This is a genomic window from Shinella sp. JR1-6, assembly GCF_004284735.1.
In the GTDB taxonomy this organism is placed as follows: Bacteria; Pseudomonadota; Alphaproteobacteria; order Rhizobiales; family Rhizobiaceae; genus Shinella.
The window spans coordinates 19000-40936 of the sequence record NZ_SHMI01000024.1 but is presented as its reverse complement, the minus strand read 5'-3'; the positions used below and the strand labels follow the sequence as shown (position 1 = coordinate 40936).

Annotated in this window: 41 protein-coding genes, 1 tRNA gene and 1 pseudogene; 18 read left to right on the top strand and 25 right to left on the bottom strand. The window is 60.4% G+C overall.

The genetic code is table 11. The annotated features are described in order from the left end of the window. The first annotated feature begins 121 nt into the window (after positions 1-121). Together EXZ48_RS27605 and EXZ48_RS27600 are read left to right on the top strand one after the other, a co-directional pair. Positions 122-331 carry a hypothetical protein gene (locus EXZ48_RS27605; protein ID WP_023515544.1) on the top strand — a complete coding sequence of 70 codons (210 nt, stop codon included), beginning with the start codon at positions 122-124 and terminating at the stop codon, positions 329-331. 77 nt (positions 332-408) lie between these two features. Continuing rightward, on the top strand, positions 409-600 hold the full coding sequence (locus EXZ48_RS27600) for a hypothetical protein (RefSeq protein ID WP_130519948.1): 192 nt from the start codon (positions 409-411) through the stop codon (positions 598-600). Positions 601-681: 81 nt separating this feature from the next. On the opposite strand, the gene EXZ48_RS27595 is transcribed toward EXZ48_RS27600, so the two are convergent. Next, positions 682-756: transfer RNA gene (locus EXZ48_RS27595), tRNA-Asn, on the bottom strand. A gap of 185 nt (positions 757-941) precedes the next feature. On the opposite strand from EXZ48_RS27595, the gene EXZ48_RS27590 reads away from it, so the two are divergent. After that, positions 942-1205: a hypothetical protein gene (locus tag EXZ48_RS27590; protein ID WP_245290098.1), complete on the top strand. Its 264-nt coding sequence runs from the start codon at positions 942-944 to the stop codon at positions 1203-1205. Between the two features lie 69 nt (positions 1206-1274). After that, on the top strand, positions 1275-1751 hold the full coding sequence (locus tag EXZ48_RS27585) for a DUF2938 domain-containing protein (protein ID WP_050743102.1): 477 nt from the start codon (positions 1275-1277) through the stop codon (positions 1749-1751). Between the two features lie 210 nt (positions 1752-1961). On the opposite strand, the gene EXZ48_RS27580 is transcribed toward EXZ48_RS27585, so the two are convergent. The 8 genes from EXZ48_RS27580 to EXZ48_RS27545 form a co-directional block, all read right to left on the bottom strand. Next, a complete protein-coding gene (locus tag EXZ48_RS27580; protein WP_023515540.1) occupies positions 1962-2240 on the bottom strand; it encodes a hypothetical protein in 279 nt (92 codons plus the stop codon). A gap of 414 nt (positions 2241-2654) precedes the next feature. Continuing rightward, positions 2655-2858 carry a hypothetical protein gene (locus EXZ48_RS27575; protein WP_130519946.1) on the bottom strand — a complete coding sequence of 68 codons (204 nt, stop codon included), beginning with the start codon at positions 2856-2858 and terminating at the stop codon, positions 2655-2657. Between the two features lie 559 nt (positions 2859-3417). Then, positions 3418-4569 carry a tyrosine-type recombinase/integrase gene (locus EXZ48_RS27570; protein ID WP_130519945.1) on the bottom strand — a complete coding sequence of 384 codons (1152 nt, stop codon included), beginning with the start codon at positions 4567-4569 and terminating at the stop codon, positions 3418-3420. Positions 4570-4831: 262 nt separating this feature from the next. Further along, positions 4832-5266, bottom strand: coding sequence for an HD domain-containing protein (locus tag EXZ48_RS27565; protein WP_165909444.1), 435 nt, complete (start codon positions 5264-5266; stop codon positions 4832-4834). 325 nt (positions 5267-5591) lie between these two features. After that, entirely contained in the window at positions 5592-5804 is a 213-nt protein-coding gene (locus tag EXZ48_RS27560; protein WP_130519941.1) for a hypothetical protein, read from the bottom strand. Beyond that, on the bottom strand, positions 5797-6018 hold the full coding sequence (locus tag EXZ48_RS27555; protein ID WP_130519938.1) for a hypothetical protein: 222 nt from the start codon (positions 6016-6018) through the stop codon (positions 5797-5799). The genes EXZ48_RS27560 and EXZ48_RS27555 overlap by 8 nt, the downstream gene beginning before the upstream one ends. Further along, positions 6011-6253 (bottom strand): hypothetical protein, encoded by a 243-nt coding sequence (locus EXZ48_RS27550; RefSeq protein WP_130519936.1) that lies wholly within the window; start codon positions 6251-6253, stop codon positions 6011-6013. The genes EXZ48_RS27555 and EXZ48_RS27550 overlap by 8 nt, the downstream gene beginning before the upstream one ends. Continuing rightward, positions 6240-6512, bottom strand: coding sequence for a hypothetical protein (locus EXZ48_RS27545; RefSeq protein WP_130519934.1), 273 nt, complete (start codon positions 6510-6512; stop codon positions 6240-6242). Before EXZ48_RS27545 ends, EXZ48_RS27550 begins: the two co-directional genes overlap by 14 nt. A gap of 142 nt (positions 6513-6654) precedes the next feature. Here EXZ48_RS27545 and EXZ48_RS27540 point away from each other — a divergent pair, with 142 nt between their 5' ends. Genes EXZ48_RS27540 through EXZ48_RS27530 form a run of 3 tightly spaced genes read left to right on the top strand, consistent with a single transcriptional unit; the run spans position 6655 to position 7651 of the window. Further along, complete coding sequence (locus EXZ48_RS27540; protein ID WP_130519932.1) at positions 6655-6969, top strand: hypothetical protein; 315 nt, start codon at positions 6655-6657, stop codon at positions 6967-6969. Next, complete coding sequence (locus EXZ48_RS27535) at positions 6969-7193, top strand: adhesin (RefSeq protein ID WP_130519930.1); 225 nt, start codon at positions 6969-6971, stop codon at positions 7191-7193. The genes EXZ48_RS27540 and EXZ48_RS27535 overlap by 1 nt, the downstream gene beginning before the upstream one ends. Next, on the top strand, positions 7193-7651 hold the full coding sequence (locus tag EXZ48_RS27530) for a MucR family transcriptional regulator (protein ID WP_130519928.1): 459 nt from the start codon (positions 7193-7195) through the stop codon (positions 7649-7651). Before EXZ48_RS27535 ends, EXZ48_RS27530 begins: the two co-directional genes overlap by 1 nt. Positions 7652-7657: 6 nt before the next feature. Here EXZ48_RS27530 and EXZ48_RS27525 read toward each other — a convergent pair whose 3' ends face one another. The 15 genes from EXZ48_RS27525 to EXZ48_RS27455 all read right to left on the bottom strand — a co-directional run bounded on the left by EXZ48_RS27525 (position 7658) and on the right by EXZ48_RS27455 (position 14723). Further along, complete coding sequence (locus EXZ48_RS27525) at positions 7658-7906, bottom strand: hypothetical protein (protein WP_130519926.1); 249 nt, start codon at positions 7904-7906, stop codon at positions 7658-7660. A gap of 182 nt (positions 7907-8088) precedes the next feature. Then, positions 8089-8541, bottom strand: coding sequence for a hypothetical protein (locus EXZ48_RS27520; RefSeq protein ID WP_130519924.1), 453 nt, complete (start codon positions 8539-8541; stop codon positions 8089-8091). Then, positions 8534-9253 carry a hypothetical protein gene (locus EXZ48_RS27515; RefSeq protein ID WP_130519922.1) on the bottom strand — a complete coding sequence of 240 codons (720 nt, stop codon included), beginning with the start codon at positions 9251-9253 and terminating at the stop codon, positions 8534-8536. The genes EXZ48_RS27520 and EXZ48_RS27515 overlap by 8 nt, the downstream gene beginning before the upstream one ends. Then, on the bottom strand, positions 9240-9749 hold the full coding sequence (locus EXZ48_RS27510; RefSeq protein ID WP_130519920.1) for a hypothetical protein: 510 nt from the start codon (positions 9747-9749) through the stop codon (positions 9240-9242). Before EXZ48_RS27510 ends, EXZ48_RS27515 begins: the two co-directional genes overlap by 14 nt. Further along, positions 9746-10003: a hypothetical protein gene (locus tag EXZ48_RS27505; protein ID WP_130519918.1), complete on the bottom strand. Its 258-nt coding sequence runs from the start codon at positions 10001-10003 to the stop codon at positions 9746-9748. Before EXZ48_RS27505 ends, EXZ48_RS27510 begins: the two co-directional genes overlap by 4 nt. After that, complete coding sequence (locus tag EXZ48_RS27500) at positions 10000-10395, bottom strand: HNH endonuclease (RefSeq protein ID WP_130519915.1); 396 nt, start codon at positions 10393-10395, stop codon at positions 10000-10002. The genes EXZ48_RS27505 and EXZ48_RS27500 overlap by 4 nt, the downstream gene beginning before the upstream one ends. Beyond that, entirely contained in the window at positions 10395-10835 is a 441-nt protein-coding gene (locus tag EXZ48_RS27495) for a recombination protein NinB (RefSeq protein ID WP_130519913.1), read from the bottom strand. The genes EXZ48_RS27500 and EXZ48_RS27495 overlap by 1 nt, the downstream gene beginning before the upstream one ends. 1 nt (position 10836) lies before the next feature. After that, entirely contained in the window at positions 10837-11811 is a 975-nt protein-coding gene (gene bet, locus EXZ48_RS27490; protein ID WP_130519911.1) for a phage recombination protein Bet, read from the bottom strand. A gap of 2 nt (positions 11812-11813) precedes the next feature. Then, positions 11814-12335 carry a siphovirus Gp157 family protein gene (locus tag EXZ48_RS27485; RefSeq protein WP_130519909.1) on the bottom strand — a complete coding sequence of 174 codons (522 nt, stop codon included), beginning with the start codon at positions 12333-12335 and terminating at the stop codon, positions 11814-11816. 9 nt (positions 12336-12344) lie between these two features. Beyond that, positions 12345-12590, bottom strand: coding sequence for a hypothetical protein (locus tag EXZ48_RS27480; protein WP_130519907.1), 246 nt, complete (start codon positions 12588-12590; stop codon positions 12345-12347). Continuing rightward, positions 12587-12808, bottom strand: a complete 222-nt coding sequence (locus EXZ48_RS27475) for a hypothetical protein (protein WP_130519906.1) — start codon at positions 12806-12808, stop codon at positions 12587-12589. Before EXZ48_RS27475 ends, EXZ48_RS27480 begins: the two co-directional genes overlap by 4 nt. Then, positions 12805-13053, bottom strand: a complete 249-nt coding sequence (locus EXZ48_RS27470) for a hypothetical protein (RefSeq protein WP_130519904.1) — start codon at positions 13051-13053, stop codon at positions 12805-12807. Before EXZ48_RS27470 ends, EXZ48_RS27475 begins: the two co-directional genes overlap by 4 nt. A 190-nt stretch (positions 13054-13243) precedes the next feature. Continuing rightward, positions 13244-14002 (bottom strand): hypothetical protein, encoded by a 759-nt coding sequence (locus EXZ48_RS27465; RefSeq protein ID WP_130519902.1) that lies wholly within the window; start codon positions 14000-14002, stop codon positions 13244-13246. Next, positions 13981-14523 (bottom strand): hypothetical protein, encoded by a 543-nt coding sequence (locus EXZ48_RS27460; RefSeq protein WP_130519901.1) that lies wholly within the window; start codon positions 14521-14523, stop codon positions 13981-13983. Before EXZ48_RS27460 ends, EXZ48_RS27465 begins: the two co-directional genes overlap by 22 nt. Next, positions 14520-14723 (bottom strand): hypothetical protein, encoded by a 204-nt coding sequence (locus EXZ48_RS27455; RefSeq protein ID WP_130519899.1) that lies wholly within the window; start codon positions 14721-14723, stop codon positions 14520-14522. Before EXZ48_RS27455 ends, EXZ48_RS27460 begins: the two co-directional genes overlap by 4 nt. Positions 14724-14916: 193 nt before the next feature. Here EXZ48_RS27455 and EXZ48_RS27450 point away from each other — a divergent pair, with 193 nt between their 5' ends. Together EXZ48_RS27450 and EXZ48_RS27445 are read left to right on the top strand one after the other, a co-directional pair. After that, the gene (locus EXZ48_RS27450) at positions 14917-15165 is read left to right on the top strand and encodes a hypothetical protein (RefSeq protein ID WP_245462374.1); all 249 of its coding nucleotides are present in this window, start codon (positions 14917-14919) and stop codon (positions 15163-15165) included. A 17-nt stretch (positions 15166-15182) separates the two neighbouring features. Continuing rightward, positions 15183-15440 carry a hypothetical protein gene (locus EXZ48_RS27445; protein WP_130519895.1) on the top strand — a complete coding sequence of 86 codons (258 nt, stop codon included), beginning with the start codon at positions 15183-15185 and terminating at the stop codon, positions 15438-15440. Here the strand turns inward: EXZ48_RS27445 and EXZ48_RS27440 are convergent. Further along, positions 15391-15738: a helix-turn-helix domain-containing protein gene (locus EXZ48_RS27440; RefSeq protein ID WP_130519893.1), complete on the bottom strand. Its 348-nt coding sequence runs from the start codon at positions 15736-15738 to the stop codon at positions 15391-15393. The two genes, EXZ48_RS27445 and EXZ48_RS27440, sit on opposite strands and share 50 nt — an antisense overlap. Positions 15739-15831: 93 nt before the next feature. On the opposite strand from EXZ48_RS27440, the gene EXZ48_RS27435 reads away from it, so the two are divergent. The 9 genes and pseudogenes from EXZ48_RS27435 (at position 15832) to EXZ48_RS27400 (ending at position 21936) form a co-directional block, all read left to right on the top strand. After that, the gene (locus tag EXZ48_RS27435) at positions 15832-16053 is read left to right on the top strand and encodes a helix-turn-helix transcriptional regulator (RefSeq protein ID WP_130519891.1); all 222 of its coding nucleotides are present in this window, start codon (positions 15832-15834) and stop codon (positions 16051-16053) included. Positions 16054-16130: 77 nt separating this feature from the next. Continuing rightward, positions 16131-16424: a hypothetical protein gene (locus tag EXZ48_RS27430; RefSeq protein WP_130519889.1), complete on the top strand. Its 294-nt coding sequence runs from the start codon at positions 16131-16133 to the stop codon at positions 16422-16424. Between the two features lie 3 nt (positions 16425-16427). Continuing rightward, positions 16428-16685 (top strand): annotated as a pseudogene (locus tag EXZ48_RS27425) (DUF2312 domain-containing protein); the annotation flags it as partial. Between the two features lie 1072 nt (positions 16686-17757). Next, complete coding sequence (locus tag EXZ48_RS27420) at positions 17758-17943, top strand: hypothetical protein (protein WP_130519887.1); 186 nt, start codon at positions 17758-17760, stop codon at positions 17941-17943. Further along, complete coding sequence (locus EXZ48_RS35820) at positions 17940-18062, top strand: hypothetical protein (RefSeq protein WP_256370928.1); 123 nt, start codon at positions 17940-17942, stop codon at positions 18060-18062. Before EXZ48_RS27420 ends, EXZ48_RS35820 begins: the two co-directional genes overlap by 4 nt. Before the next feature lie 453 nt (positions 18063-18515). After that, positions 18516-18857 (top strand): hypothetical protein, encoded by a 342-nt coding sequence (locus tag EXZ48_RS27415; RefSeq protein WP_130519885.1) that lies wholly within the window; start codon positions 18516-18518, stop codon positions 18855-18857. Between the two features lie 27 nt (positions 18858-18884). Next, positions 18885-21005 carry a DNA cytosine methyltransferase gene (locus EXZ48_RS27410; protein WP_130519883.1) on the top strand — a complete coding sequence of 707 codons (2121 nt, stop codon included), beginning with the start codon at positions 18885-18887 and terminating at the stop codon, positions 21003-21005. Beyond that, complete coding sequence (locus tag EXZ48_RS27405) at positions 21002-21187, top strand: hypothetical protein (protein ID WP_130519881.1); 186 nt, start codon at positions 21002-21004, stop codon at positions 21185-21187. The genes EXZ48_RS27410 and EXZ48_RS27405 overlap by 4 nt, the downstream gene beginning before the upstream one ends. Continuing rightward, positions 21184-21936 (top strand): site-specific DNA-methyltransferase, encoded by a 753-nt coding sequence (locus EXZ48_RS27400; protein ID WP_130519879.1) that lies wholly within the window; start codon positions 21184-21186, stop codon positions 21934-21936. The genes EXZ48_RS27405 and EXZ48_RS27400 overlap by 4 nt, the downstream gene beginning before the upstream one ends. Position 21937 lies beyond the last annotated feature (1 nt).

Genomic DNA, 21937 nt, shown 5'->3' with positions numbered 1-21937 from the left:
TCGCAAAAAGCGAGGGCTTTAACGACCTGTTAGCAAACATGGTTAATTTTGCGTCTATCCGGCGCGTCGGAGGGAACGCAAACCCCGATCGGCCGTTTGGAGAGAAACTGGAGACAGCAGGATGTTTTTCGGATTTTTTCAGGTGAGCCCGGCCACGCCCGAGGACGATATTGCAACGGGCACCTACGCGGATGGGGCGATCGGAACGCCGCTCGCCGACCTTTCGGCCCTGCCGCGCGACCGCAGCCAGACCTTCCGCCGCCCGCTGCAGGACCGGGATTACGGCCTCTCCCGCAAGGCTGGCCAGTCCGGCGCCGGAATGGTTGCCTGACACGACGGGCGCCGGGAACAAAGCCATGGCCCGGCGCATTCTTCCTTGGTTCGGCTACCGAACGGAGGAGGCATCCGATGACGCATCCCATCGACAATCGCCAGTTCACGCCCCGCCAGACCCGTCATGTCCTCGACGTCATCGAACATTGCCGCAGGAACGGGCTGGACAAGGCTGAGGAGCGCAAGCTGCTCCTGCTCTTCGGCCGCTTCGCCAGCCGCCACGAACTCCAGATGAACATAAAGCGCCCACCGCTCAGCCCACGCTAGGCTGTCGGGTTTCAACGGCTGAAAGTGTCTGGTGGCTGAAAAGCAGAAGGGCCGCGCTATTCAGCGCAGCCCTTCAAAATCTGGCTCCCCGGGCCGGATTCGAACCGGCGACCTGTCGATTAACAGTCGAATGCTCTACCGCTGAGCTACCAGGGATCATCCGCTCGCTGCGGAGTGAGCGCGTAATACAAACGCCTGATCGATTTGCCAAGCGCTTTTTGACAAAAAAATGCACGAGACTTGATTGATTGTGGACAAGTCTCCAACTGGGAGATGGAAGAGCCTTGGAAAACCGGGCGTTTGCGTGAAATGGACGACGAATGACGACGCGAAAAACAAATATGCATTTTGGCATCGACCCCCGCACGCGGGAGATCGTGATCGGCTCTTTCCGGATGAAACTGCCGGAATCGCGCTGGCTTCGCACCGTGATCGGCGTGCTTCTCATCGTCGGCGGCCTTCTCGGCTTCCTTCCGGTGCTCGGTTTCTGGATGGTGCCGCTCGGTCTTCTCGTGCTTTCGCACGATTCCCCCTTCGTCCGTCGCCAGCGCCGCCGCCTCGCCGTCTGGTGGGCGACCCGAAAGGCACGGCGCAATCCGCGCTGACGGGCTTTGTTGCGTCGCTCCTGCGGACCTGCTCTAACCGGGCAGGCAATGCTTGGGCGAGGGGACTATATGGAACTGCTGTTGAAGGGCGTGGCGATCGGCATCGGCGCCACCGTATTGATGGACCTCTGGGCCGTTCTGCTCTGGAAGGGCTTTCGCCAGGCGCGGCCGAACTGGGCGCCGGTTGGTCGCTGGTTCTGGCACTTGAAGAACGGCACCGTCTTTCATGACGATATCGGCAAGGCGGACCCTTTCGCGTCGGAGCTCGCGCTCGGCTGGATCGGCCACTATGCCGTCGGCATTCTCTATGGTGTGATTCTGGCGCTGATCGTCGGCGGGGCCTGGTTCGCCGCACCGACCTTCCTGCCAGCCTGGATTCTCGGCATCGTCACCGTCGGCGCCGGCTGGTTCCTGCTCCAGCCCGGCCTCGGGATCGGCGTGGCGGCGTCAAAGCTTCCGAATGCCAACATGGTGCGGTTCCTCAATCTGGTCGCGCACACGGTGTTTGCCCTGGGGCTCTACGGGACGGCATTGCTGTTGCGGTGAGATCAGGGGCGCCGGATCGAAGCGGCGGGCCAAGCAATCGCTCTTGAGGATGGGTATGGGGAGGGCCAGCGTGGTCTCGCGGCAGCAACGTGACGTCAATCGGTCGCCCGACCCCGATCTAAAATTATCGGCAGTCGCGTCCCGCGCCGCTTCTGACAGGTCGCAGTGCGTTCGTCTACCCGTTTGGCGTTTTTCCGGATATCGAACCGTCTATCGTCCGTTGCCGAACTCGACGATGTCGATCCTGCGCCGAGAGAGCAGCTCCAGCGACCGGTCCGGCGCGATCCGGTAGACTTCCACATAGTCATCGCCGAACTGATCGCGGAAGTGGTGTTCGAACGTGCTGCCGATCGGCGCCTTGGTCAGCTTCGTGCGCGGCTGGCCCTTGTAGATGATGCTCCCCGGGACCGGCTCCAGCGCGGAAGCGGCTGTGCAGCCCACCAGGCCAAAGGCAAGGACGATCGCCGCGAAGGTTCTGAGACTGGGCATCGGATTCTCTCCTGTTGATCTGGCGTGCATCGGCCGTATGCCGCAATCCGGTTCCGGCAGCGCATGAGGGCGTGCCCAATATATACCTGGTATATTGGGCAGTGAAATCAAGAGAGTAGATTGACGAAAGAAAGGGATTGAAGGTCGCGACGGAGCCTTCAGATCGTTGCTCTCCAATATCCTACGTCTCTCCCCGCACTTTCTCTGTGCCTTCATCGCTTGCGAGAAGTTTCATGTCGGTGCCATTCCAATGGATTCTGGCGACCGTTTCCCTTCACGCCTTGTGTCGAACAACCGGCGCAAGGCCTCCAACCGCCCGTCGGCGGCGGAAGGGACGCTTGCATCAATTGCTACGGCAACCATCAGCCCGATCGGGGCCGAGGCGAGGGACCGGGTGGGTGAAGTCGATGCGGTTCATTCCCGCCGCTCCGGTGGCGAGGGTTTCACAGCCATCCCATGCGCAACGCAGAACAGCACATAGAGGTCTTCAATGCCGTGAGCGGTTTCGACCTGCTCCGTTGCGAAGCTGGTCAGATCCTTGAAAATGGCCGAGCCCGGCCGGCACTTCCAGCCGTGGCGGGTCCTGAAATAATCGATGAAGCCCTCGGTCTCAATCATGCTGCGGTTCCTTCTCCAGCGCAGCCCGGCCGGTGAGGGGGATACGATCGCACTCCCGCCGTTGAACGCGGTGTGAAGGCGTTCTACAAGCCATTTTTCTCAAGAACCGAAATTTTGCCGGCAGACCATCGCGCAGTGTGCCCGAGAGCCTTTGCCGGTCTCGGCATGTGCGCTCTCCCATGCTGCGCCCCGCCAATCGAGACCGATCGGCATGCACGATCGCCAGCGGTCAAGCCGGGAGCGTGGCCCGGCATTTTATCGATGCGGAAAGGCCGAACGTCTTGCCAGATTCATGACCTGAAGGCCGCAGGTTCGAACCGATCTGGCATGGGCGTGATGGACGCGATTGTTTGGCATGGAACGTTTGGTGCGCCCCGCACAATCCCATCGGCGGAGCCATGATCTGTTGCCACACCGGGAAAATACACTCGTATTTTCAATCCATTACGGTGATGGTTTGAAGGGGTTGGAGGCCTCGCCGAGAACCATCAAGTCCTTATTTTACCGTGTCTTACCTAACTGTCTGCCACACTTTCCAGCAAATATTCTCCAAACGAAATCAATCCGCGGCGCCACACCCTGCCACACCTTCGGCCCCTTCATCACTCACGAGCAGCTTCGTGCCGATGCCATCCCAGTTGATCCTGGCTACCGTCTGGCGCGACAGCCTCGCCCGTTCGGCGTTGCGTGTGTAGATCTTCGACGTTTTCGCATCGCGCCAGCCGAACATTGCTTCCATCATGCTATCCGTCGCCTCATTGTGAGCAACGTCTGTGGCCAGCCCCTTGCGCACTGAGTGCGATGTCAGGTGCGGCATCCCGGCTTGGCGCCACCAATCCGACACTCGATTGCCGAGCCCCTTAATGGAGAACGGCTTTCCATATTCCGTGACGAGGTAGGTGAGGGCGGTTACCGGGTGACGCGCGAGGACGCCTTCGAGGATCGGGTGGATCGGAACCACGAGATCGGTCGGTGTCCGGTTGCGGTTTTTGAAGAGCCGGAGCCGAAATTCGTCGCCGCGGCGATGCTGCGGGCCAAGTACCGATAGGTCGGAAACACGAAGCCCAGTGTACATGCCGATTGAGAGATAGAGGACGGCCCTCGAATCCACGCCGTGATGAGCGATGAAGCGCTCAAGGTCGGACGGCGTGGCGGTTTCGTGGCCGTCGGAATGGACGCCGAAAGGTTCAACCGCGCGCGCGACGTTGCTCGTGATCGGTTTCCCTTCGCGCTTGGTGTCAAACACCTGGCGCAGCACCTTGAGCCGTTCGTCGGCGGCGAATGGGACTTCTTTCTTCCGATCTCGAAGCACCTCGACATGTGCGATGTTCATTTTCGACAAAGGGATGTCAGCGAAAAGCCGATGATCCTGGGTGCTTAAAGCTTCCGCCCACATCGATTCCATGATGCTGCGCCTGCTGGCCTGAGTGGTTTTGTCGAGGCTGGTGAATGCGTGCGACCGCATGTACTCCATGCAGAGCCAGCGAAATGTATTGGGCTTCACCATCGCTGAAATGGCTTTCGGCTCGACTTTTCGCTCAAGGAGCGCCTGAGCCGAGTTTCTGGCCTTCCAGTAGGCAGCGATGAATTCTTCGGAGTTGATATCGTCCGGGAGCCGGCAAATCCGCTTCCCGTCAATGCGCAGATAGTAGCGCACCGTCTTGTGACGGCTTTTGTTGGTCTCGACGTATGGCAGATCGATGTTGGCCACGCCTGTCACGCAGACGCCCGCCAGTCATCCCCGTCGTCAGCGCCTTCCCTATGATTGAGTAGCCCGTCGTCCGGCCAATCAGCCATCGCTGCGACGATGTCGGACACGAGCCATACCTTACGAGTATGCCATCGTCTCGGCCTCGGAAGGAAGCCCTCCTGGACCATCTGGTCGACTGTGCCGACGCTGACGCCGATAGCAACCGCGACCTCTGCACGGTTGAGCCCGAGGCGAGGGACCGGACGGGTGAAGTCGATTTGGTTCACTCTCTCGGCTCCTTCTCCTGCGCAGCGCGGCCGGCGTCTATCTCCGCCAAAACACTCAACGCCTTTTCGTACCGAGTCGTGAGGTGGGGCGCGCCCGGGCGAAGGTTGTCTCGAAGGTCGGCAATCTTGACCTGGCGGGCAATAGGATTTCGGCCGACACGCACGATGAAATCCTCATAGGTCTCGCCCGGCCGGCGCGTGAGAGCATCTACGGCGTTCACGATGCCCTGCGGGAAATGTGCGTCCAGATCGCTCAGGGTGAGCGCGGTGTCCTCGACCACGTCATGCAACACAGCAATCGTCTGCAATGTTGCATCCGAGAACGTTGAAGCTACCCTGAGCGGATGGAAGATGTAGGGCGCGCCTGCCTTGTCGGTCTGACCGTCGTGTGCAAGCGCCGCCATCGTGATTGCTTCACGCAGCATTGTCATGCTCGGTCCTTTTCGGATGTCGGGAGGGAGGCCGCAGCGCATGCCTGCGTGCAAAATCTAGCTATTGCAACTCTTTGGTGATCGTGGCACGATTTTCCACGCGCACCTTGGAGGGCTTGAGATGCGTAAACATCAAGAGCAGATTCGGTTTGCGCTGGTCGTCGTCCGCGAACTTGCGGCCCGAGACGGTAGGTCCCTTCTCGTACGCCTCGCTGAGGAGGCATTGTTAGAGAACGAGGTCGGCGACACCAGTTCAATGGCGCAGCGACAGGCTGATAGCGACCGCATGCATTGAGGTGCGCCGGAGATCCTTGGATTTTACCCATCAGACCGAACCCTCCGCTTCGCTGGCGGCCCGGCCAGTATCATTCTCCAACAAGGCTTTGATCTCATCAGCCGCCGCCTTCGCCTCGGAGATGCCGAGATGCATTGCATTCGCGTTGTCGGAATCCTCAAGCGACAGTGCTGCTAGCGCCAGCAGGCGCAGACGGTCGCGAAGGCGGTTGATGTGGTCGATCAGATCCGTACGGTTAACCATGGTTGTCTCCTGTTCCTAGGGTGGCCTTGGCGAGCCTGCGACGACGGGCGCGTTTGCTCTCGCGCGTCGTATCGATCACGGGGCTGTGGTCATTCAGGGAGATCGGGCGCAGCGTAGCCTTCTGCCGCCTTTCGGTGCGGACATGCGCGTCACAAAATGAGGAAATAATTGAAGCGGCAAGCATCGCTGCCTCCAATCCGTAAACGTCACGCATGGTCACCACCCTTCGAGTTGAGGCATGCTCCTTTGATGGCGTCCCGCTTCGCTTCGGCCATGGTATCGACGCCTTGCGGTGACCAGCCGTCGTAGAGGTAGCCACCATCCTTCCAGCGAACTCGGATATAGAATTTGCGCTCTGGGGCGCCTGGGCAGGGATCGCGCTCGATCTCAATGGTTGCGCCCTTGTGGGTGCCGTGGAAGTATCCACGCCGTTGCTCAATCACGCGCATGGTCGCCCCCGCTCGTGGATCTGGTGGAGAGGCCGACAAAGCTGCTGAGGGGCTGAATAGCCTCAGCGTTCGCGAAATCGCGTTCGTCGGCAATGCGAATTTTCACGATCCTGCCGTCGTCGAACTCGCTGCGGCTGATCAGTCGGCAGGCACCATCTAGGAATGCCTCCTTGGCATCGGCGGCGCTCTTTTCGCCCTCGACAAGCCATTCCTCGACGATGACCGATTTCCAGACGATGACATGCATCTTGTCAGCCATGGTCGCCCCCGATCGTGTTTGGGGTGTAAACTTCACACGCCTGCGCAAAAAGTCGCTTGACGGTTGAGGTGAAATGTCCTAGATTTAGGACATGAACGGAAGGGAACTGTCCCGCCGATCTGGGCAAGGAGGCCCGAATGTCATGGCTCACATCATCTCTGCTCAGGAATACCGCAACGAAGAAACCGTAGCTGAAAAGCTGGCGGTTGCTGACTTCACGGTTTTCCTCTCGCCCGTTTTCGAGATCGACGGCGAAGAGTATCAGGTCGTTCTCGACGGCCACCACTCTTATGAGGCCGCCGTCCAGGCTGGCGTCGAGCCGGAATTTGAAGTCCAGTCTGTCCGCGACAACGACACGATTGCGCTGCTTGAGCAGGGCCGCGTTGAAGATTTTCTCGAGCTGCACCTCATCGATGGCGAATATCGCCACATCGCAACCGGAAAGGCTGTCTGGTAATGAGTGACCTTCTGAAGCGTACCGGCGAGGCCCTTTATGGGTCTCAGTGGCAATCGGCCATTGCCCGTGATCTTGACGTCTCGGATCGACATGTCCGCCGCATGGCGGCTGGTGAGCAGCCGCTGAAGCCCGGCATGGCGCTCGATCTCTGGCGCATAACGCTGGAGAGGACAGCCGTGCTGGAAGACCTTGTGGAAGAGCTGAAGCGAGCATCGACACCCTGATGCCGCACAAGGATCGTGAGCAACGGCTTGCATACTTGCGGGCGTGGAAACTCAAGAACCGGCCATCGCCCGAACCTGAAGCCCAGACCGACGCCTCTCTTCCTCCGAGGGGCGTCGTTGTTTTTTCTGCGGACGGAACGCAGGTGCAATGCCATTCCTGCGGCGAATGGCTTGGGAGCCTGAACATGCATTTCCGTGTGCACGGGCTAGATGCTCGGTCGTACAAGGAGCTGTACGACCTGCCGCGCACACGGTCACTCTGGCCGCCGGCACTGAAGGACAAGCAGCGCGAGGCGGCACTGGATCGCAACCAGGGCGCAGTAGGTCGAGCAAACATCGCCCCGACGACCGGCCGTCCTGCCGGGCAGGACGCACGATTGGGCGTCCGACTGGAGGCGAGCGCCGCACGCAAGGGCGTCAACACACGAGCCGGCGAGAAGACCAAACCGAAATCATAGGTAGCCTCAGCCATGGTCGCCCCCGATCGTGCTTGTGGGGGTGGAAAGAGCACGGATCGCGGCGGCTATTGGCGACTGCTTGCCGGCGTAATCGCCAGCTACCAGCGCGGCCCGCTCTATCGCACTTGTGCGCTCGGCGTAGATCGCCTTCGCGAAGACGGCAGCAAAAGCGTCGAAGCTGTAGCTGCCGCCCATGGCATCGGCGAGCACCTCGCGGGCCGACTTCATGATGTCGTCGGGGATCGCGTCACTCATCGGCCTGACCTTTCGTTCCTGTGGTGACGCTGCCGGCGCGATAGGCAGCGAGACATGCTCGCGCCTCGCGGCTGGTCGATGTCGGATGCCCCTGCAGTTGCTCATAGAGATCGGTTATGAGCTTAAGGCACCTGACGAGATCCGGTATCGACCCGACTGTTGGTAGATTGCTGATACGGGTCTCAACCATGGTCGGCGTCCTTAGTTGCTCTGGTGGTCGACCGCACCCAAGGCGCGGCTTCGCCGGTCAGCGCGTAGATTTTTGCCGCGCGCTGCTCCATTTCGACCTTGTGCTCATAATCATGGTCGCCTGCGACGAACCCACCTCCGGCGATCATGTATATGTGATCCGCGTATCTGCGCGCGGTGGCCACAGGAATGCGGATGTCGCCGCCGCACCACATGCACGCGGCAACGTTAACCCCGAATTTTCCGGTTCCCTCGCAGGACGGGCAGACGATCTTGGTGATGCGACCGACCGGCACGGCCGGGCCCTGCAAAAGCCCAAGCTCTTTCGCGCGGAAGAATGCCGCGACCAGCGGAACACCCAGATATGATGCTGCACCGCGGACCTTCGTTTGCTTATCAGCCGGGAGAGCGTCGAATTCCTTTTCCCACGAGCGTCGGTCAGCCATGGTCGCCCCCGGATGTAGATGTGGCGGAGCCGCCCGCCTCTGCACTGTCTGCGATACGGGTGGTGGGAGGATGGGCGTAGAGGGGCGTTTCGGTCCATTCGGAATGAGTTTCCGCCCAGTTTCGCTTTTTCACCATGAGGACAGGGGATTTGGTCTTGAATTGATACATCCACGCCACCGGCTCAGGCTCTACCGCCGCCACCCCGACAATCGCCGACCTGATACGGGTCTCGTAATCCTGCTGGGCGGCGGATTTGGCGGCTTCAATGCTGCCGTGGCAATAGGATGTGTCGGGCCATGTGATGGACCCGGAGTACAGAACTGCGAACTTTCCGTCAGCCGTGGTGCTGCCTTGCACTGTGTAATGTGTGTCGAACGCTGTCTTAGCGATCTGGCTTCCGAGAAAGGTTTCCCATACCAGAGGTTTCGCATCGGGTTTCACTGGGCGGGCCGCTTCAAGGGCGACCCTCACGGTGTTTATGGCATGAGAAAAATCGTACTCGCGAGACACCCCAGGCAGGGCGCTAGCAATCGTCATCGCCGTCAATGACGAAAATAGCGCGCCCCTAACCTCCACCCCCTGCCGCGTCTGTTCGATAGAGAGAGCTGCGGAGATGAAAGGCATAAGTGCTTCGGCAAGTGCGCCGGCGCCGAGCGAATGGTTGCCGTCCACTCGGCGGATTTCTTGAGCCAAACTATCAATCGTGAGCATCGGAGCCTCCATTGAGGAGAGTGCGGGCGCGGCGGTCTGCGAAGTAGGCGCGGATGTAGTCATCTCCAGTGGCGAGGCCGAGATTGACGGTCATGTCTCCGTTGTCGTTGAAAACGCTGTCGGCGAATGCACTAATCGCGTCGGAGGCTTCAGCCAGCGCCTCACGCAGTTCCGCAATCTCCCGCTCCATCGCCTCCGCCTTACGGGCCTCTGCGAGGATGGAACGCATGCGCTCAGGAGAGCAGGCCGAGATGTAGGCGGCGTTGGCCGCACTGGTCGGCCCGCATCCCGTCGTGGCCGGGCATTTCCCATCAGCATTCAGAAGGTAAACCACCTCGACGAACGGATCAGAGTTCTCAACCTGATAGGCCATTTCAGCAATTGCGTCGGCCTTGTTCGGCGTTTGCTCTTCCCAGACATCCCAAACTCCAGGCGTTGCCTTCTCCAATGCTTTCTCGATAGCCTCGATAGCGGATATGTTGTCGGAGGGGGTCATGCGTCATCGCCTTTCCGGACGACAAACGGGATCATCGGCGTCCAATGCGTCGGGACGATCTCATCGTCAGCCTGGTCACTCCACCAGCAAGACACCTCGTCATCGTTGATCGCGTAGCGATAGCCGCCGACATGGACCTCTTCGAGCACGTCATTTCGGACGATGCCAAGCAGTATGCGGTCTGCATCCTTGTCGGCCGTGGCAATCGGAGCCCACGCCGGCCCGCCGCCTTCTATCTTCTTGGTGTCGGTCATCTCGTTTCCTCGCGATAGAAGGTGCACGGCCGGTAGACGACGGCCTTCTTCGGCTTGTCGGATTTGGGGAAGGGGGCTGATTTCAGCTTGCCGGCGGGGCGGGCGCTGCCATTGTGCCGCATGCGGATCTTGGCAATTCTCGCCTTCTCGGCAACGTCCCGCGCCGTCTTCTCCTTGTGGCATTTGACGTGGGCCGGGCGAAGATTGTTTTCCCGGTTCTCGCCGCCGTTGATGAGCGCCTTGACGTGGTCAAGGTCCCAGCGCTGGCCTACCTGGATGGGCTGTCCGCAAAGATGGCAGCGGTTGTCCCGCTCGATGATGCGGTCGCGTACCTTCTTCGGGGCGCGGTGGTCGTCGGTATTTCCGATCCACTCTGATACGGTGCGGGCCATCACGCAGCCCTCCCGTCATTCGCGCCGTCGTGAAACCCACCACGGATGGTCTCGGTCAGGTGGACACCTTTCGCATCGCAGAAGGCAATCGCGTAGGTGATGAGGCTCGCAGCGCGCTTCACCGACATTCGGGCGGTGGATTCGCGGATGTTGACGAACTCACCCTCAAGGCCAGGAACGAACTCGACTTCGCCTTCCGTAGCCTTGGTGTGGCCGGAGACAAGCAGTGTTTTCCATTCCTCGGCGCTGCGACGTTTGCCGGCCCAGGTCATTTGCGACCGGGCGAGGTCAGTGCATATGGCGTGGAACTTGGCATTCTGATCGAGGCTGCGCGTTGCCGGCCCGACCGTGATCGCGCTGCCGGCGGCAGCGCGGATAACCGCGTCAACGGCATTCCGGCGAACGTTTTCGTTGATGAGGATGAAGCGCTGCTTTCCCATCTCAGCCTGCCATCAGCACATGGTTGCCGGCAATCTTCGCCTCCAAGGCCTTCTTGACCTCCAGAGCATCGCCGGGATTGCGAGCCCAGAACTCCCGCAGCGGTTCGCGGTTGGCATCGCGCCATTTCGCTACCTTTTCCGGCGCCTCTTGGCGGATGAACTCCATGGCGCGGTCGGCGAACGTTCCAAGCGGGACATTCTCCAGGGTCCAGTTGTCGCCCCATGTGACAGTTATGGAATTCTGGGCGCCTACGGCCTTGAGGCGATGGTCTTCCTGCTCACGCTCAACGATTTCTGTTGCGGTGAGGTCGAGGACCTTTGCCCGGTCCATCTCAGCTTCTTCGTATGCGCCGGTGAATTCTTCCGGCCATCCGGCGCGCAGCGCCTGCATCTGTGCACACTTCTCGATCATGAGGCGCGGCATTCGGCACCAATTGCCGGAGTCGTCGAGGACTTCCGTCTCTTCGCCGATCGGAACCTTCTTCTTTTTGGGCTTGCCACTGTCCGGCCAGGTCTCGCCGGTGTCTTCCCACCTGTAGCCGCCAGCCGCCTTGCGCTTAATCGGCGCGAATTCGTCCCAGTAGGCTTGGCCGACAACTTCGAACCATTCGCCGGTCTTCGGATCTCGCTTCCACAGGAAGACAGTTGCCGAGACGAGACCGAGCGGGTTTGTCGGGGACATTTGGTCTTTATCGACCTCATATACGGTAGGCTTGCTGGCCGGTCGATAGTCGCCGCAGCGCTGCGCGATCACGCGCTGGCCGTCGCGGGTGATGATGATCGTCATCTTCCGCTTTGCGGCATCGTCCTTGGAAAAGACCATGGGGATGATCTGACAGAGGAAGGGATCCAGCCCTTTGGCACGGGCAACTTCCATGAAGAGGTTGAACTCATCATTGTTGCAATCCTTCGCGACGGTCGTCTTCACGAGCGAAATTTGCTTCGGAGACAGGTCAAATTTCGTGAGAGCGTTCATAGTCACTTCCTCCGGACGGAAAGGCTGAAACTGCCGTTGTCGAGGCCTGCGCCTGGAACGGACCGCTTGTCGTTGAGGGCACGAAGGAGGGCCTTCTTGTCGAGCTTCGGCGCCGGGCGCTCCTGCTCGACCCAGAACTCGCCGGGGATGTCAGCCTCGTTGGTGACAAGGAGCCCGGCCGCACGCTTGGTCAGCGTGACAGTGCCCGTCGTCAGTCGGAATGAGGTCTGCTCGGTGGCAAGCATGGCCTGCTCGATCATGGCGCGGATGCGCTCGATGCGCTTTTCGGCGGCGGCGCGACGGGTGGCGAACTCTGCTTCCTTGGTCTTGAGCCCAGCCACGATGACATCGCACTCGTCGATCTCGGCGAGAGCGGCCTCGATTGCCTCATGCAGGCCGGTTTCGCCTTCAATAGTGTCGGCGACCAATTCGACGTCGCCGTCGTCTCCGCTGGCGCGCAGATCGGCCAGAAGTCGCTTGGCGTACTCAGTGTTGCGGGCGATGGAATGCTCGGCGTTGGACACGGCGCGCTCCTATACGTTGATCGGGCCGACTAGCGCGGCAAACCGGAAGATGATGAGAAGGATGATCGCGGTGAGCGAGACGATGCCGACGAAGGCAAACGCGGTGTCGCGCGCCGTCTCCGGGTATCCGTCCAGCGGGCCGGGGTGGTTCGTCCCGCGATAGGTTCCAAGATCAATCGGGGCCTGAACCTTGCAGGGGACGTTGGACGCGATGCAGGAGCATTCGCCAGCCGGGTTGAGGTCGCAGCGGCTCATGCCATCCACCCATGCGGGCCGAGATTGCGCGGCATGTCGCGCGGGTCGGGGCGTCCTTGAGCAACAAAGCAGCCATCGCCGAAGCCGGCGGCGCGAAGCGTCTGGAGCACGTCACAGACGGCTTTGTTGTAGCCACGGTCTTCGGCGCAGTTGTTCGCGCCGCCGAGGGATTCGATCTCGCGATACAGTTCGTGGAGCTCGACGCGACGGGCGTTCATGCTGCGACCCTCCCGGCATTGCGGAACTCGGCTTCAAGAGCGACGAGGGCGTGAAGCATCTGTTCATGAAGGCCGACCGACCAGCCGGCCGGCGGCTTCCGGGCCATCACGAAGCGCTGTGCGTTCTCCTGCTGACGGCGGATGTTTTCAGCGACGTAGGCGGCGCGCTTGGACGCCGGGCGGAGCATGGCGCCGTCGCGAATGCGCTGGATCGCCGTGGCAATGCGGTCTGCTTCGGTCTGCATGGGTGGGGTCCTCGTCTTTCCCGGTGGTCGGGAGGTGATGAGGAGAAATTACCGAAATGGTAAGTCGCCGTCAATAAGGAAATTGCCGATTTGGTAATTTTATTGAGCTGCGGCCGAAACCGGCCAGAATCGCGCCCACGAAAAAGCCCGCCGGTGAGGGCGGGCTGGGGTAGGCGTAGCCGGGGTGTCTTTAGGCGGCCAAGCGATACTCGGAGATCTCAGCCTTTGCTGCAAACACGGCATCTACCGAGGAAGATAGTATCCTCCGGAGCGCCGCGTCTGTTTTGTCGTAATCAGCCAGGACAATAGCCGTTCTCGGCCGCTCAAACATCGCCGAAATATCACCCATCTTCATATGCGCAGATGCAACCGAGGTATGGGCCGGCGTCACAAACTCGAAAACGGCATTGACGCGGTGATCTTCAATGATAGCAGCCCCAACATCCCATGTTTTTGAGGTGCCGCGAACGGTCGCATCGAAGACCGCAAGACTTCCGAAAGCTTCTGTAATGCGATTGACGAACAGTTCGCGAGAAACCTTGACCTTCTGCCTGTCAAGCGCGGCAAGCGTGCGATCAACCGAGACTGACGATGCATTTGCGATCATAGCGACCGCCGCCGGCAGTTGGTGTCGCTTCACCTTGAGGATGAAGAACGATCGCTGATCGTACTCAACCGAGAATCGCTTAGCCACCTCGCTAGCCACCCTGGCGAACACATGGCTTGCTCCAAACATTTCGGCGCTGAGGCTGGCTTGCCCATCATCGGACACAAAAAAATTGCCGTCGTCTTGGTCTAGCCTGACCACGACGCCTGTTCCGTTTGGGTAGGTCACCGCTGTTGTAATGAAGGCTGTCCGCCCTTCTACCATCGCATGCGAAAGGGACCGCGCGACTTCATCGGCGATCTCTTGAAGGTTCTCGTTGGTTAAACCAATTGAGGCGACCATGGCGGCGGCGGAACATCCTTGATGCTTGGGCACTTCCAAACGTGCCCGCAAAATTGAAGGTACTCTGCGAATGTGGTAACATTCTGCGGTAAAGGAAGTGCTACTCCTGGCCGATACTGGGTAAATACGGCTACGTCGAGCCCCCTGTTAAGGGTGTAAGGATGCCATCGATCCAGATAGGTCGCAAGGCTGTGTTCATCGCCATCTAGCTTGGGGTTATAGTGGGGTTTCAATGGCCTCCATTCAACCGGATTGAGGCGAACGGTTTTGTTGGCGGTAGCCGCCGACGTGACCTCAAGTTGGCCGTAGACGTTGCGCTCCCATGCGGTGAGCGGAGTATTCATCCGAACCGAAGCGCCGCCGCCGAGCCTACTGTTCAAGCGGACCGAGGCACTCCAATGTAGCGTTCCGCTTGGCCGGTGGAACTGCTTTTCCCATTTCGGAATTGAATCCAGTTCCTTTTCCGCATCGTTGACCATGTCCAAGTGCTCGAAAAAGCGCTCCACTTGCTCCGGCGTCAATGCGTCGTCCCCTTACGCCTGGCGATGTATTCAGCATTCAACAGATCGACGAGGTCGTCGGCGCTCTCAATATCCAAGCCATCCTGCGGCACGCCATTCACCTCTGCCGTCAGCCCCGTGAAGATGTCGTAGACCGCCCACCATCCAGTGCCGTCTTCGCGCATAGCATAGCGGTTGTTCGATTTCGGCTTTTGGGCCATTGCCACCCCCTCAGATGCCAGTTTCACGATAGCGAGATTCCGCCGGAGCACAAGAAAAAGCGACTCCCAATGCGTGCAATCGCAACATCTGGTAGCCGTTAACGAGTATGACTATTTTCCTAATTTTGTTCTTGTTACGTTCACGTTTTCGAGTCATGCTTGTTCCAGTTCACAAAGCCCAAGGAGCATGAACATGGCAGAGTTTTTCGTGGTTCAATCCTTCAGCCCGGCCAAGCGTGGCATGAAGCCCGATATCGCCGTCCAGGCAAATAGCGTTATGCACGCGCGCCGGATGGCCGAGCGCCTGGCGCAGACCAAGCCGATGGTATTCGCGACCATGATGGAGGGAGATCCGGAGAGCGGCGATTTCGGAGAGCCGAAGTTGATCTTTTTCCATGGAGCGGAGAAGCCCGAGGAAGTCAGCAACATGCAGCCGATCTAGGAGGACCGCACGTTATCATGGCGATCATCCACCAGATCAGGCGCAAATACGACACCAAGGCGGAGGAGATCGTCGCTGAACTCCTATATGGCCCTGGTGTCGGGACTGAGCAGGAGATGCAAACGGTCATTAAGCGGAAGGCGGCAGAAATCTCGATCGCCATGGCGATTCTACATGGCGGAGAATGGCGAGTGCAGATCGACCATGAGGAGCCGTTCGTCCATATCACTCGGCGTCTGAAACGTAACCGTCAATCAACCGCCACACGTGGCTGACAGCTTCGTCAGGAAGGCCCTCTATTCGCCTGAGGAGGGCTTTCACCTCTGCTTCGCCGGAGACTTTACCGTTTCGACCAGGCGGCTGAAACAGTTCCCAGATGGGAACATCAAGCGCGCGAGCGAATGCGTGCAACCAGTCGAGATCTAAACCGCGCTGCCCGCTCAGAAGCCGCGACACGTTAACGTCGCTCGTGCCGATAGCTTCGGCTACATCTTTATTCTTGAGCCCGCGCGCCTCCATCAACTCTCTGATAAAGATGCCTTTTGGCTCCGATGCCGTCTTCGTGTTTGCCATGTTGGCAATCTACTTTTCGGGGATTTGGCAACGAATAGCCAAAATGGTAATTTTCCTCGTTGACTGAAATTGCCAATATGGTAATTTCGCGTCATGGAAAAGATCAGGACATGGCGCAAGGCGCGCAAACTCAGCATCGAAGAAGCCGGTGATCTTGTCGGCGTGAGCGGCGTGCAATGGTCTCGATACGAGACTGGTAAGCGCCGGATCCCGGCTGAAAACCTGCAGGCCGTTTCCGAGGCCACGGGCATTCCCCCTCATGAGCTTCGCCCCGATCTCGCTGGGCTTGTTGCGCAGCCTGGAGCCGCCGCATGAGCGCCGATACCGTAGCAGCCGATCAGGTCCGCTCCGCTTTCCAGCGCTGCAAGAAGCTCGACGAGAAGGTTTAGCCGATGCGCGATTTCGACAGCCCTGCTGAATTCGCCGAGCGGATGAGCAACCACGACGACGACGTTCGTAGCCTTGTTGGTCGCCTTGTCGCGATTGAAGAACGCATCGACGACCAAAACAAGCTCAAGAGTCTCGTATTTGCTGAGGCGCGAGTAGCAGACGTCGATATTGCAGCCTTGAAAGCGGTCGTCCGTATCAACCGCTCTCTCGCCTACAGCAACGCCACTGATCTCGAAGGCCTCACCGAGCAGGTGAAGCGATACCTCGATCTCGTCAACACGAAGCCGGGAGCCTAATCCATGTCCGACGCACACGCAGTAGCCCGTGACCAGCTTCGCGCCTTCATTGAGCGTATTGAGCGCCTCGAGGAGGAAAAGAAGACCATCGCCGACGACATCAAGGATGTCTACGGCGAGGCAAAGGGCGTTGGTTTCATCCCGGCGATCATTCGCGAGATTATCAAGCTGCGGAAGCAGGACAAGGACGAGCGCGCCGAGCGCGAAGCTCTTTTGGATACTTACATGGCCGCTCTGGGGATGATTTCCGATCCGGCCGACGATGACGACCCGCGTCAGGCGGCTCCAGTTCAGCGCCAACCGGCAATGGCGCTGCGCGCCGACGGTGGCCTCCGCATCCTCACCAAGCACGAAGACATCAGAACAGCGCCGGTAACGGCGGAAGAAATACGCCGGCCCGCAGCCTTGGCGGTTTCCGGTGGCGAACCGAGCATACCAAGTCCCGATGCTGGCGGCGAAAAAATGGATGGTTGCAGCCATCCAGGCCGGTCCGACGAAACGTCGGCATTCTGCAACGCCAAATCGGGGCAAGCCACCAATTCCAATTACGAATCGGACGATGGCGCAATCGCTGAAGTGAAGGGCAGAGCCCGACTTGCGAACGCCGATCGCGTTGAACCGCCGTCGTCCGACCGCCCGGCCGATCAACCTCTCACAGGAGGCGATCATGAAGAAGTAGCTGATAGCCGCGCCGCAAAGGGGGAGGGCGATGCATCTGCTGCTCTCCCCGCAGCCGGCGTCGTTTTGGAATACGTGCCGCCCACCGGCATGAAGCGGCTGCCGTTCGCGCACTGCTTCCCTGAGCTGTCGAAGGCGGAATACGAGCGTCTGGAACAGGACATCGCCGCCAATCGCGTGCGTGAGCCAATCATCCGTCAGGGCGACGTGATCGTTGACGGCTGGGCTCGATACAACATCAGCCGTGCTTACGGCATGAGCTACCCGGTTCTTGAACTCCATCCCAGCCGTGACGTGCTCCTCAGCATAATCAAGTGGCAGCGCGCCGCCCGCAACTTCACCCCGGCACAGGAACGGAAAATCGCCGCCGAGCTGGCGAAGGAATTCCCGAGCCGTGCCGACGACATCATGGCTGCTTTCGGGCTGGCCGAAGCTCTGGAGGCCGCCGAATGAGAAGCTCGCTCGTAAAGCGCCGCATACGGTCTTGCCCGATCTGCGCCCATCCGGGGTTCGCCAAGATTGGCACAGACTTCTATGGCCGTCCCGAGTTTGAGTGCAACGCGTGCCGGCATGTGTGGTCTGCGGATCATGGGCCAACGCGCGGGACCTCGCTGGATCGCGTGAAGAAGAAAGATTGTGACGACGAGGTGCCGGCATGAACTCCCAAGCCAGCATCGAACATCACCACGACACCCAGATGAGCAGGGCCGAGGTCGCCGCAACGGATTTCGTGCTCGGCCTTCCCCAGACATCACGAGAGATCGACCGCGCCGTTGAGCTGCTGGTCGACCGTGAGCCTGTCCGTTCCATTCACCCCCGTCCGAAAAGGGAAGCAGCATGACTTGGATTGTCTGGAGCATCGTCGGCTTTGTCATTCTCTGCGGGCTTGTCGCTCTTACTGTCGCGCTCGGCGGCGAGGATGACGACTTCCTCGAAAACGACTGGTGGCGCGATCAGTGACGCCACACGAAATCGGTTAGCGTTGATCCTCCTCCTCCCAAGCAGCTGACCGATCGTCGGAGCGCGCGGCGAAGTCCCCCTCAGTCGCGCGCTCCACTCGAATTCTCGGAAACTTTCCTTGCAGCCGCATCACGACGGCTCGGATCGGTACCGACAACGGAACGAACGAGGACGCCGAAGCCGAGGAATCCCCGGCGCCCTCAGTATCCCGGCCTTTGGCTGCGGCGGCCACCGGGAATGGAATTAGACGGTTCGACCCAGGCGGGCCGGACGAGATGGCTTCACAAGAGCCGGCAAGCTCACCGGAGCCATCTCGTTTCTCAGTAGTGATCCTGTCCATGACAGTTCTCCTTCGACAAGAGAACAATCGCACGGGAGCACGACAAGGTGTCGGGATTTGACCACAAGAATTTGGGGCGACGCCCCAAGCGAAAGGTAAGCAGGAACAAGGGAATGAGCCCGAGCATAGCAGCCAGAGATTTGATGAGAGACGCTTGGCCGATCCATCGTTACGGCAAGCTCGACAACATTTTCTATCACGCTGTGCGGTTCATTTCGCCGTGCGTCACCAAAGACTTCACGCAGCGCCGCGCCCGCTCGATCTGGGAAGGCAATGCGCGCCGCATCGATAGCGAAGAAATGGACGCCTTGAGGGCGGCCCTCGTCGAGGAGGCTCACCGTGAGCAACGAGAACTTACCGCCCGTCTGGCTTCGCTGGATGAAAAGATTGCCGCTTTTGAGGCGGCTGCGCATCGCGAAGCGCTGGCGCGACCGTTCTCGGAAATGGGCCGATAGGGCCGACTGGATCGTGGGGGATTGAGCATGCTGCAGAACAATGCACCGTTGATCGTTGACAGCTTTGCCGGCGGCGGCGGCGCGTCCACCGGTATCGAGATGGCGCTCGGCCGCTCGCCCGACATCGCGATCAACCACAATGCCGATGCTCTCGCCCTGCATGCTGCGAACCACCCCGAGACGCTGCACCTGTCGGAGAACATCTTCAAGGTTGACCCACTGGATTACGTCGCCGGCAAGCACGTCGGCCTGGCCTGGTTCTCACCCGATTGCAAACACTTCTCGAAAGCCAAGGGCGGCAAGCCGGTGGAGCGCAACATCCGCGATCTGGCATGGGTAATCGTGCTCTGGGCGGAACGCGCTAAGCCCGACGTCATCATCATGGAGAATGTCGAGGAGTGGAAGGAATGGGGGCCGCTCATCGAGACCGATCGCGGCCTGATGCCGTGCCCCGACAGTCGGGGGCAGACCTTCCAGAAGTGGTGCAAGGCCATGAAGCGGGCAGGGTACAAGCTCCAGCACCGTGAGCTTCGCGCCTGCGACTACGGCGCACCGACTATTCGCAAGCGTCTCTTCGTCATCGCCCGCCGCGACGGCCAGCCGATTGTCTGGCCTGAGCCGACGCACGGCTCTCCGACGGATCGCGAGGTCATTGCCGGCCGCAAGCAGCCGTGGCGCACCGCAGCCGAGATCATTGACTGGTCTCTCCCATGCCCGTCGATCTTCGACACGTCAGATGAGATCATGGACAAGTTTGGCCTGCGCGCGATCCGTCCGCTGGCCGACGCCACCATGGCCCGCGTAGCGCGCGGCACGAAACGATACGTGCTCGACGCTGCGCGGCCGTTCCTCGTGAACCTGACCCATGGCGTTCGCACTGAGGATCTGGACCGGCCGTTCAACACCATCACCGGAGCACACCGAGGCGAAAAGGCAGTCGTCTCGCCCTCGCTGACGCGCTTCAATACCGGCGCGACCGGTAGCGCGATGGATGAGCCCGTATCGACCATCACGGCCAACAGCTACATCAAGAAGCCGGGCGGCGCCGCCCCGCTCGGGATGATCGCGCCTTCGCTCATGAGCATGAAGGGCAAGACCCGCCGCGATCGGCCCGTCACGGATCCGCATCCGGTCGTTCTCGCCAAAGGCGAACACTCGGCCGTCGTCGCACCTCATCTCATGACGATGCGAAACTCGGGCAAGCCGTTCAACGGCGCTGACGAACCCGCCCATACGATCACTGCCGGCGGCGCGGGCCTATCGCTAGTCGCGCCGGTCCTGACCTACGCGCAGCAGGGCGGCGCGAACCGGTCGGTCGAAGACCCACACCACACCATCACCGCCAGCAAGAAAGACCAGAATGCCGTGATCATCCCGACGCTGGTCGGCTGCGGTGGCAGAGCCGGCCAGAGTCGCCCGCGCGGCGGTGACGAGCCGCTGGCGACCGTCACGGCCAAGGCAGACGTCTGCACGGCTGCTGTCTTCGTCGCCCAGCACAACAACGACCGCCGCCGCATTGGCGGCGTGAACCCCGGCCGTGAGGCCTATAAGCCGATATCCACCGTCACGGCGACCGGCGCACAGCAGGGCGTAGTTTCGGCTTTCGTCTCTCGCCAATTCGGTCAGGGTGTGGGCCAGGGTATTGAAGAACCGTCGGCAACGATTACCGCCGGTGTCAACAAGTCGGCGCTCGTCGCGCCCCACCTGCACGCCTATTACAGTTCCGACCAGGACACGCCCGAGAACGAGCCCTTCCACACCATCACCACGAAACCGCGCTTCAGCCACGTCGAGGCGGCGATCAGCGCGCCGCCCTTTACCGAAGACCAGCACGAGCGCGCCCGCGAGGTTGCGGCCTTCCTTCGCTCCTATGGTTTCTGGGATGATCGCGAATTCGTCACCCTGACTGTCGGTGACGCCGAATTCGTCATCGTCGATATCGGCATGCGCATGCTGACGCCCCGCGAGCTGTATTCGGCTCAGGGCTTCCCGTCCGACTACAAGATCGACGCCGACGCGACTGGCCGGCCGTTCACCAAGAAGGTTCAGGTCTCTTGCGTCGGGAACTCGGTTTCGCCGCCGGTCGCGGCCGCCATCGTCGCCGCGAACTGCCATCACCTCGTCGAGTATCGCGAGGCGGCCGAATGAACGACATCGCCCTCCTCAACGAAGAAATCAAAGAGCTGGAAGCGGAGATCTTCCGGCTCCGCAATTCGATGAACCGCGCCGACAACGGCGTGAAGCAGCGCCGTCTGGCGATCCTGGGGCGCACCCTCGCGCGGCTGAGAAGCGAGCTCGCCGCTCTCGAACGCGGGAGGGCGAGCGCATGACGATCCAGATCATCAACGCCGACTGTATGACTGCCCTTGCCGATCTGCCCGACGAGAGCGTCGATTGCGTCCTGACCGATCCGCCCTACGGCGAAACTTCCCTTGAGTGGGATAAGTGGCCGACCGGCTGGCCGGCTCTTGTCCGCCGCGTTCTAAAGAAGACGGGTAGCATGTGGGTTTTCGGCTCGACCCGCATGTTCTTCGACCATGTTGAAGAGTTTCGCGGCTGGCGGCTCTCGCATGACATCGTATGGGAGAAGCACAACGGCACTGGCCTTTTCAACGACCGGTTCCGCCGTGTCCACGAACTGGCGTTGCACTTCTACCGTGACGATGCACAGTGGGCTGATGTCTACAAGCAGCCCCAGTTCACGAACGACGCTCGAGCCCGCGTTGTCCGCAAGAAGGGCCGACCTGCTCAGTGGATCGGCGCGACGGGCGAGACCGTCTACAGGTCAGAGGATGGCGGCCCGCGCCTGATGCGATCCGTCATGTTCTGCAGGTCGGAGCACGGCCGTGCGGTTCACCCGACGCAAAAGCCGGTCAGCATCGTCGAGCCGCTGCTTCTCTATGCATGCCCGCCAGGCGGGACGGTACTCGACCTGTTCGCCGGCAGTGGAACGACCGGTCTCGCGGCAAAAGTCCACGATCGGCGCGCCATCCTCATTGAAGGCAAGCCCGAGTTCGCCCGCCTTGCTGCCCAGCGTCTTGCCGACGACGTTCCACTATTCGCAGGGAGCGCGGCATGAC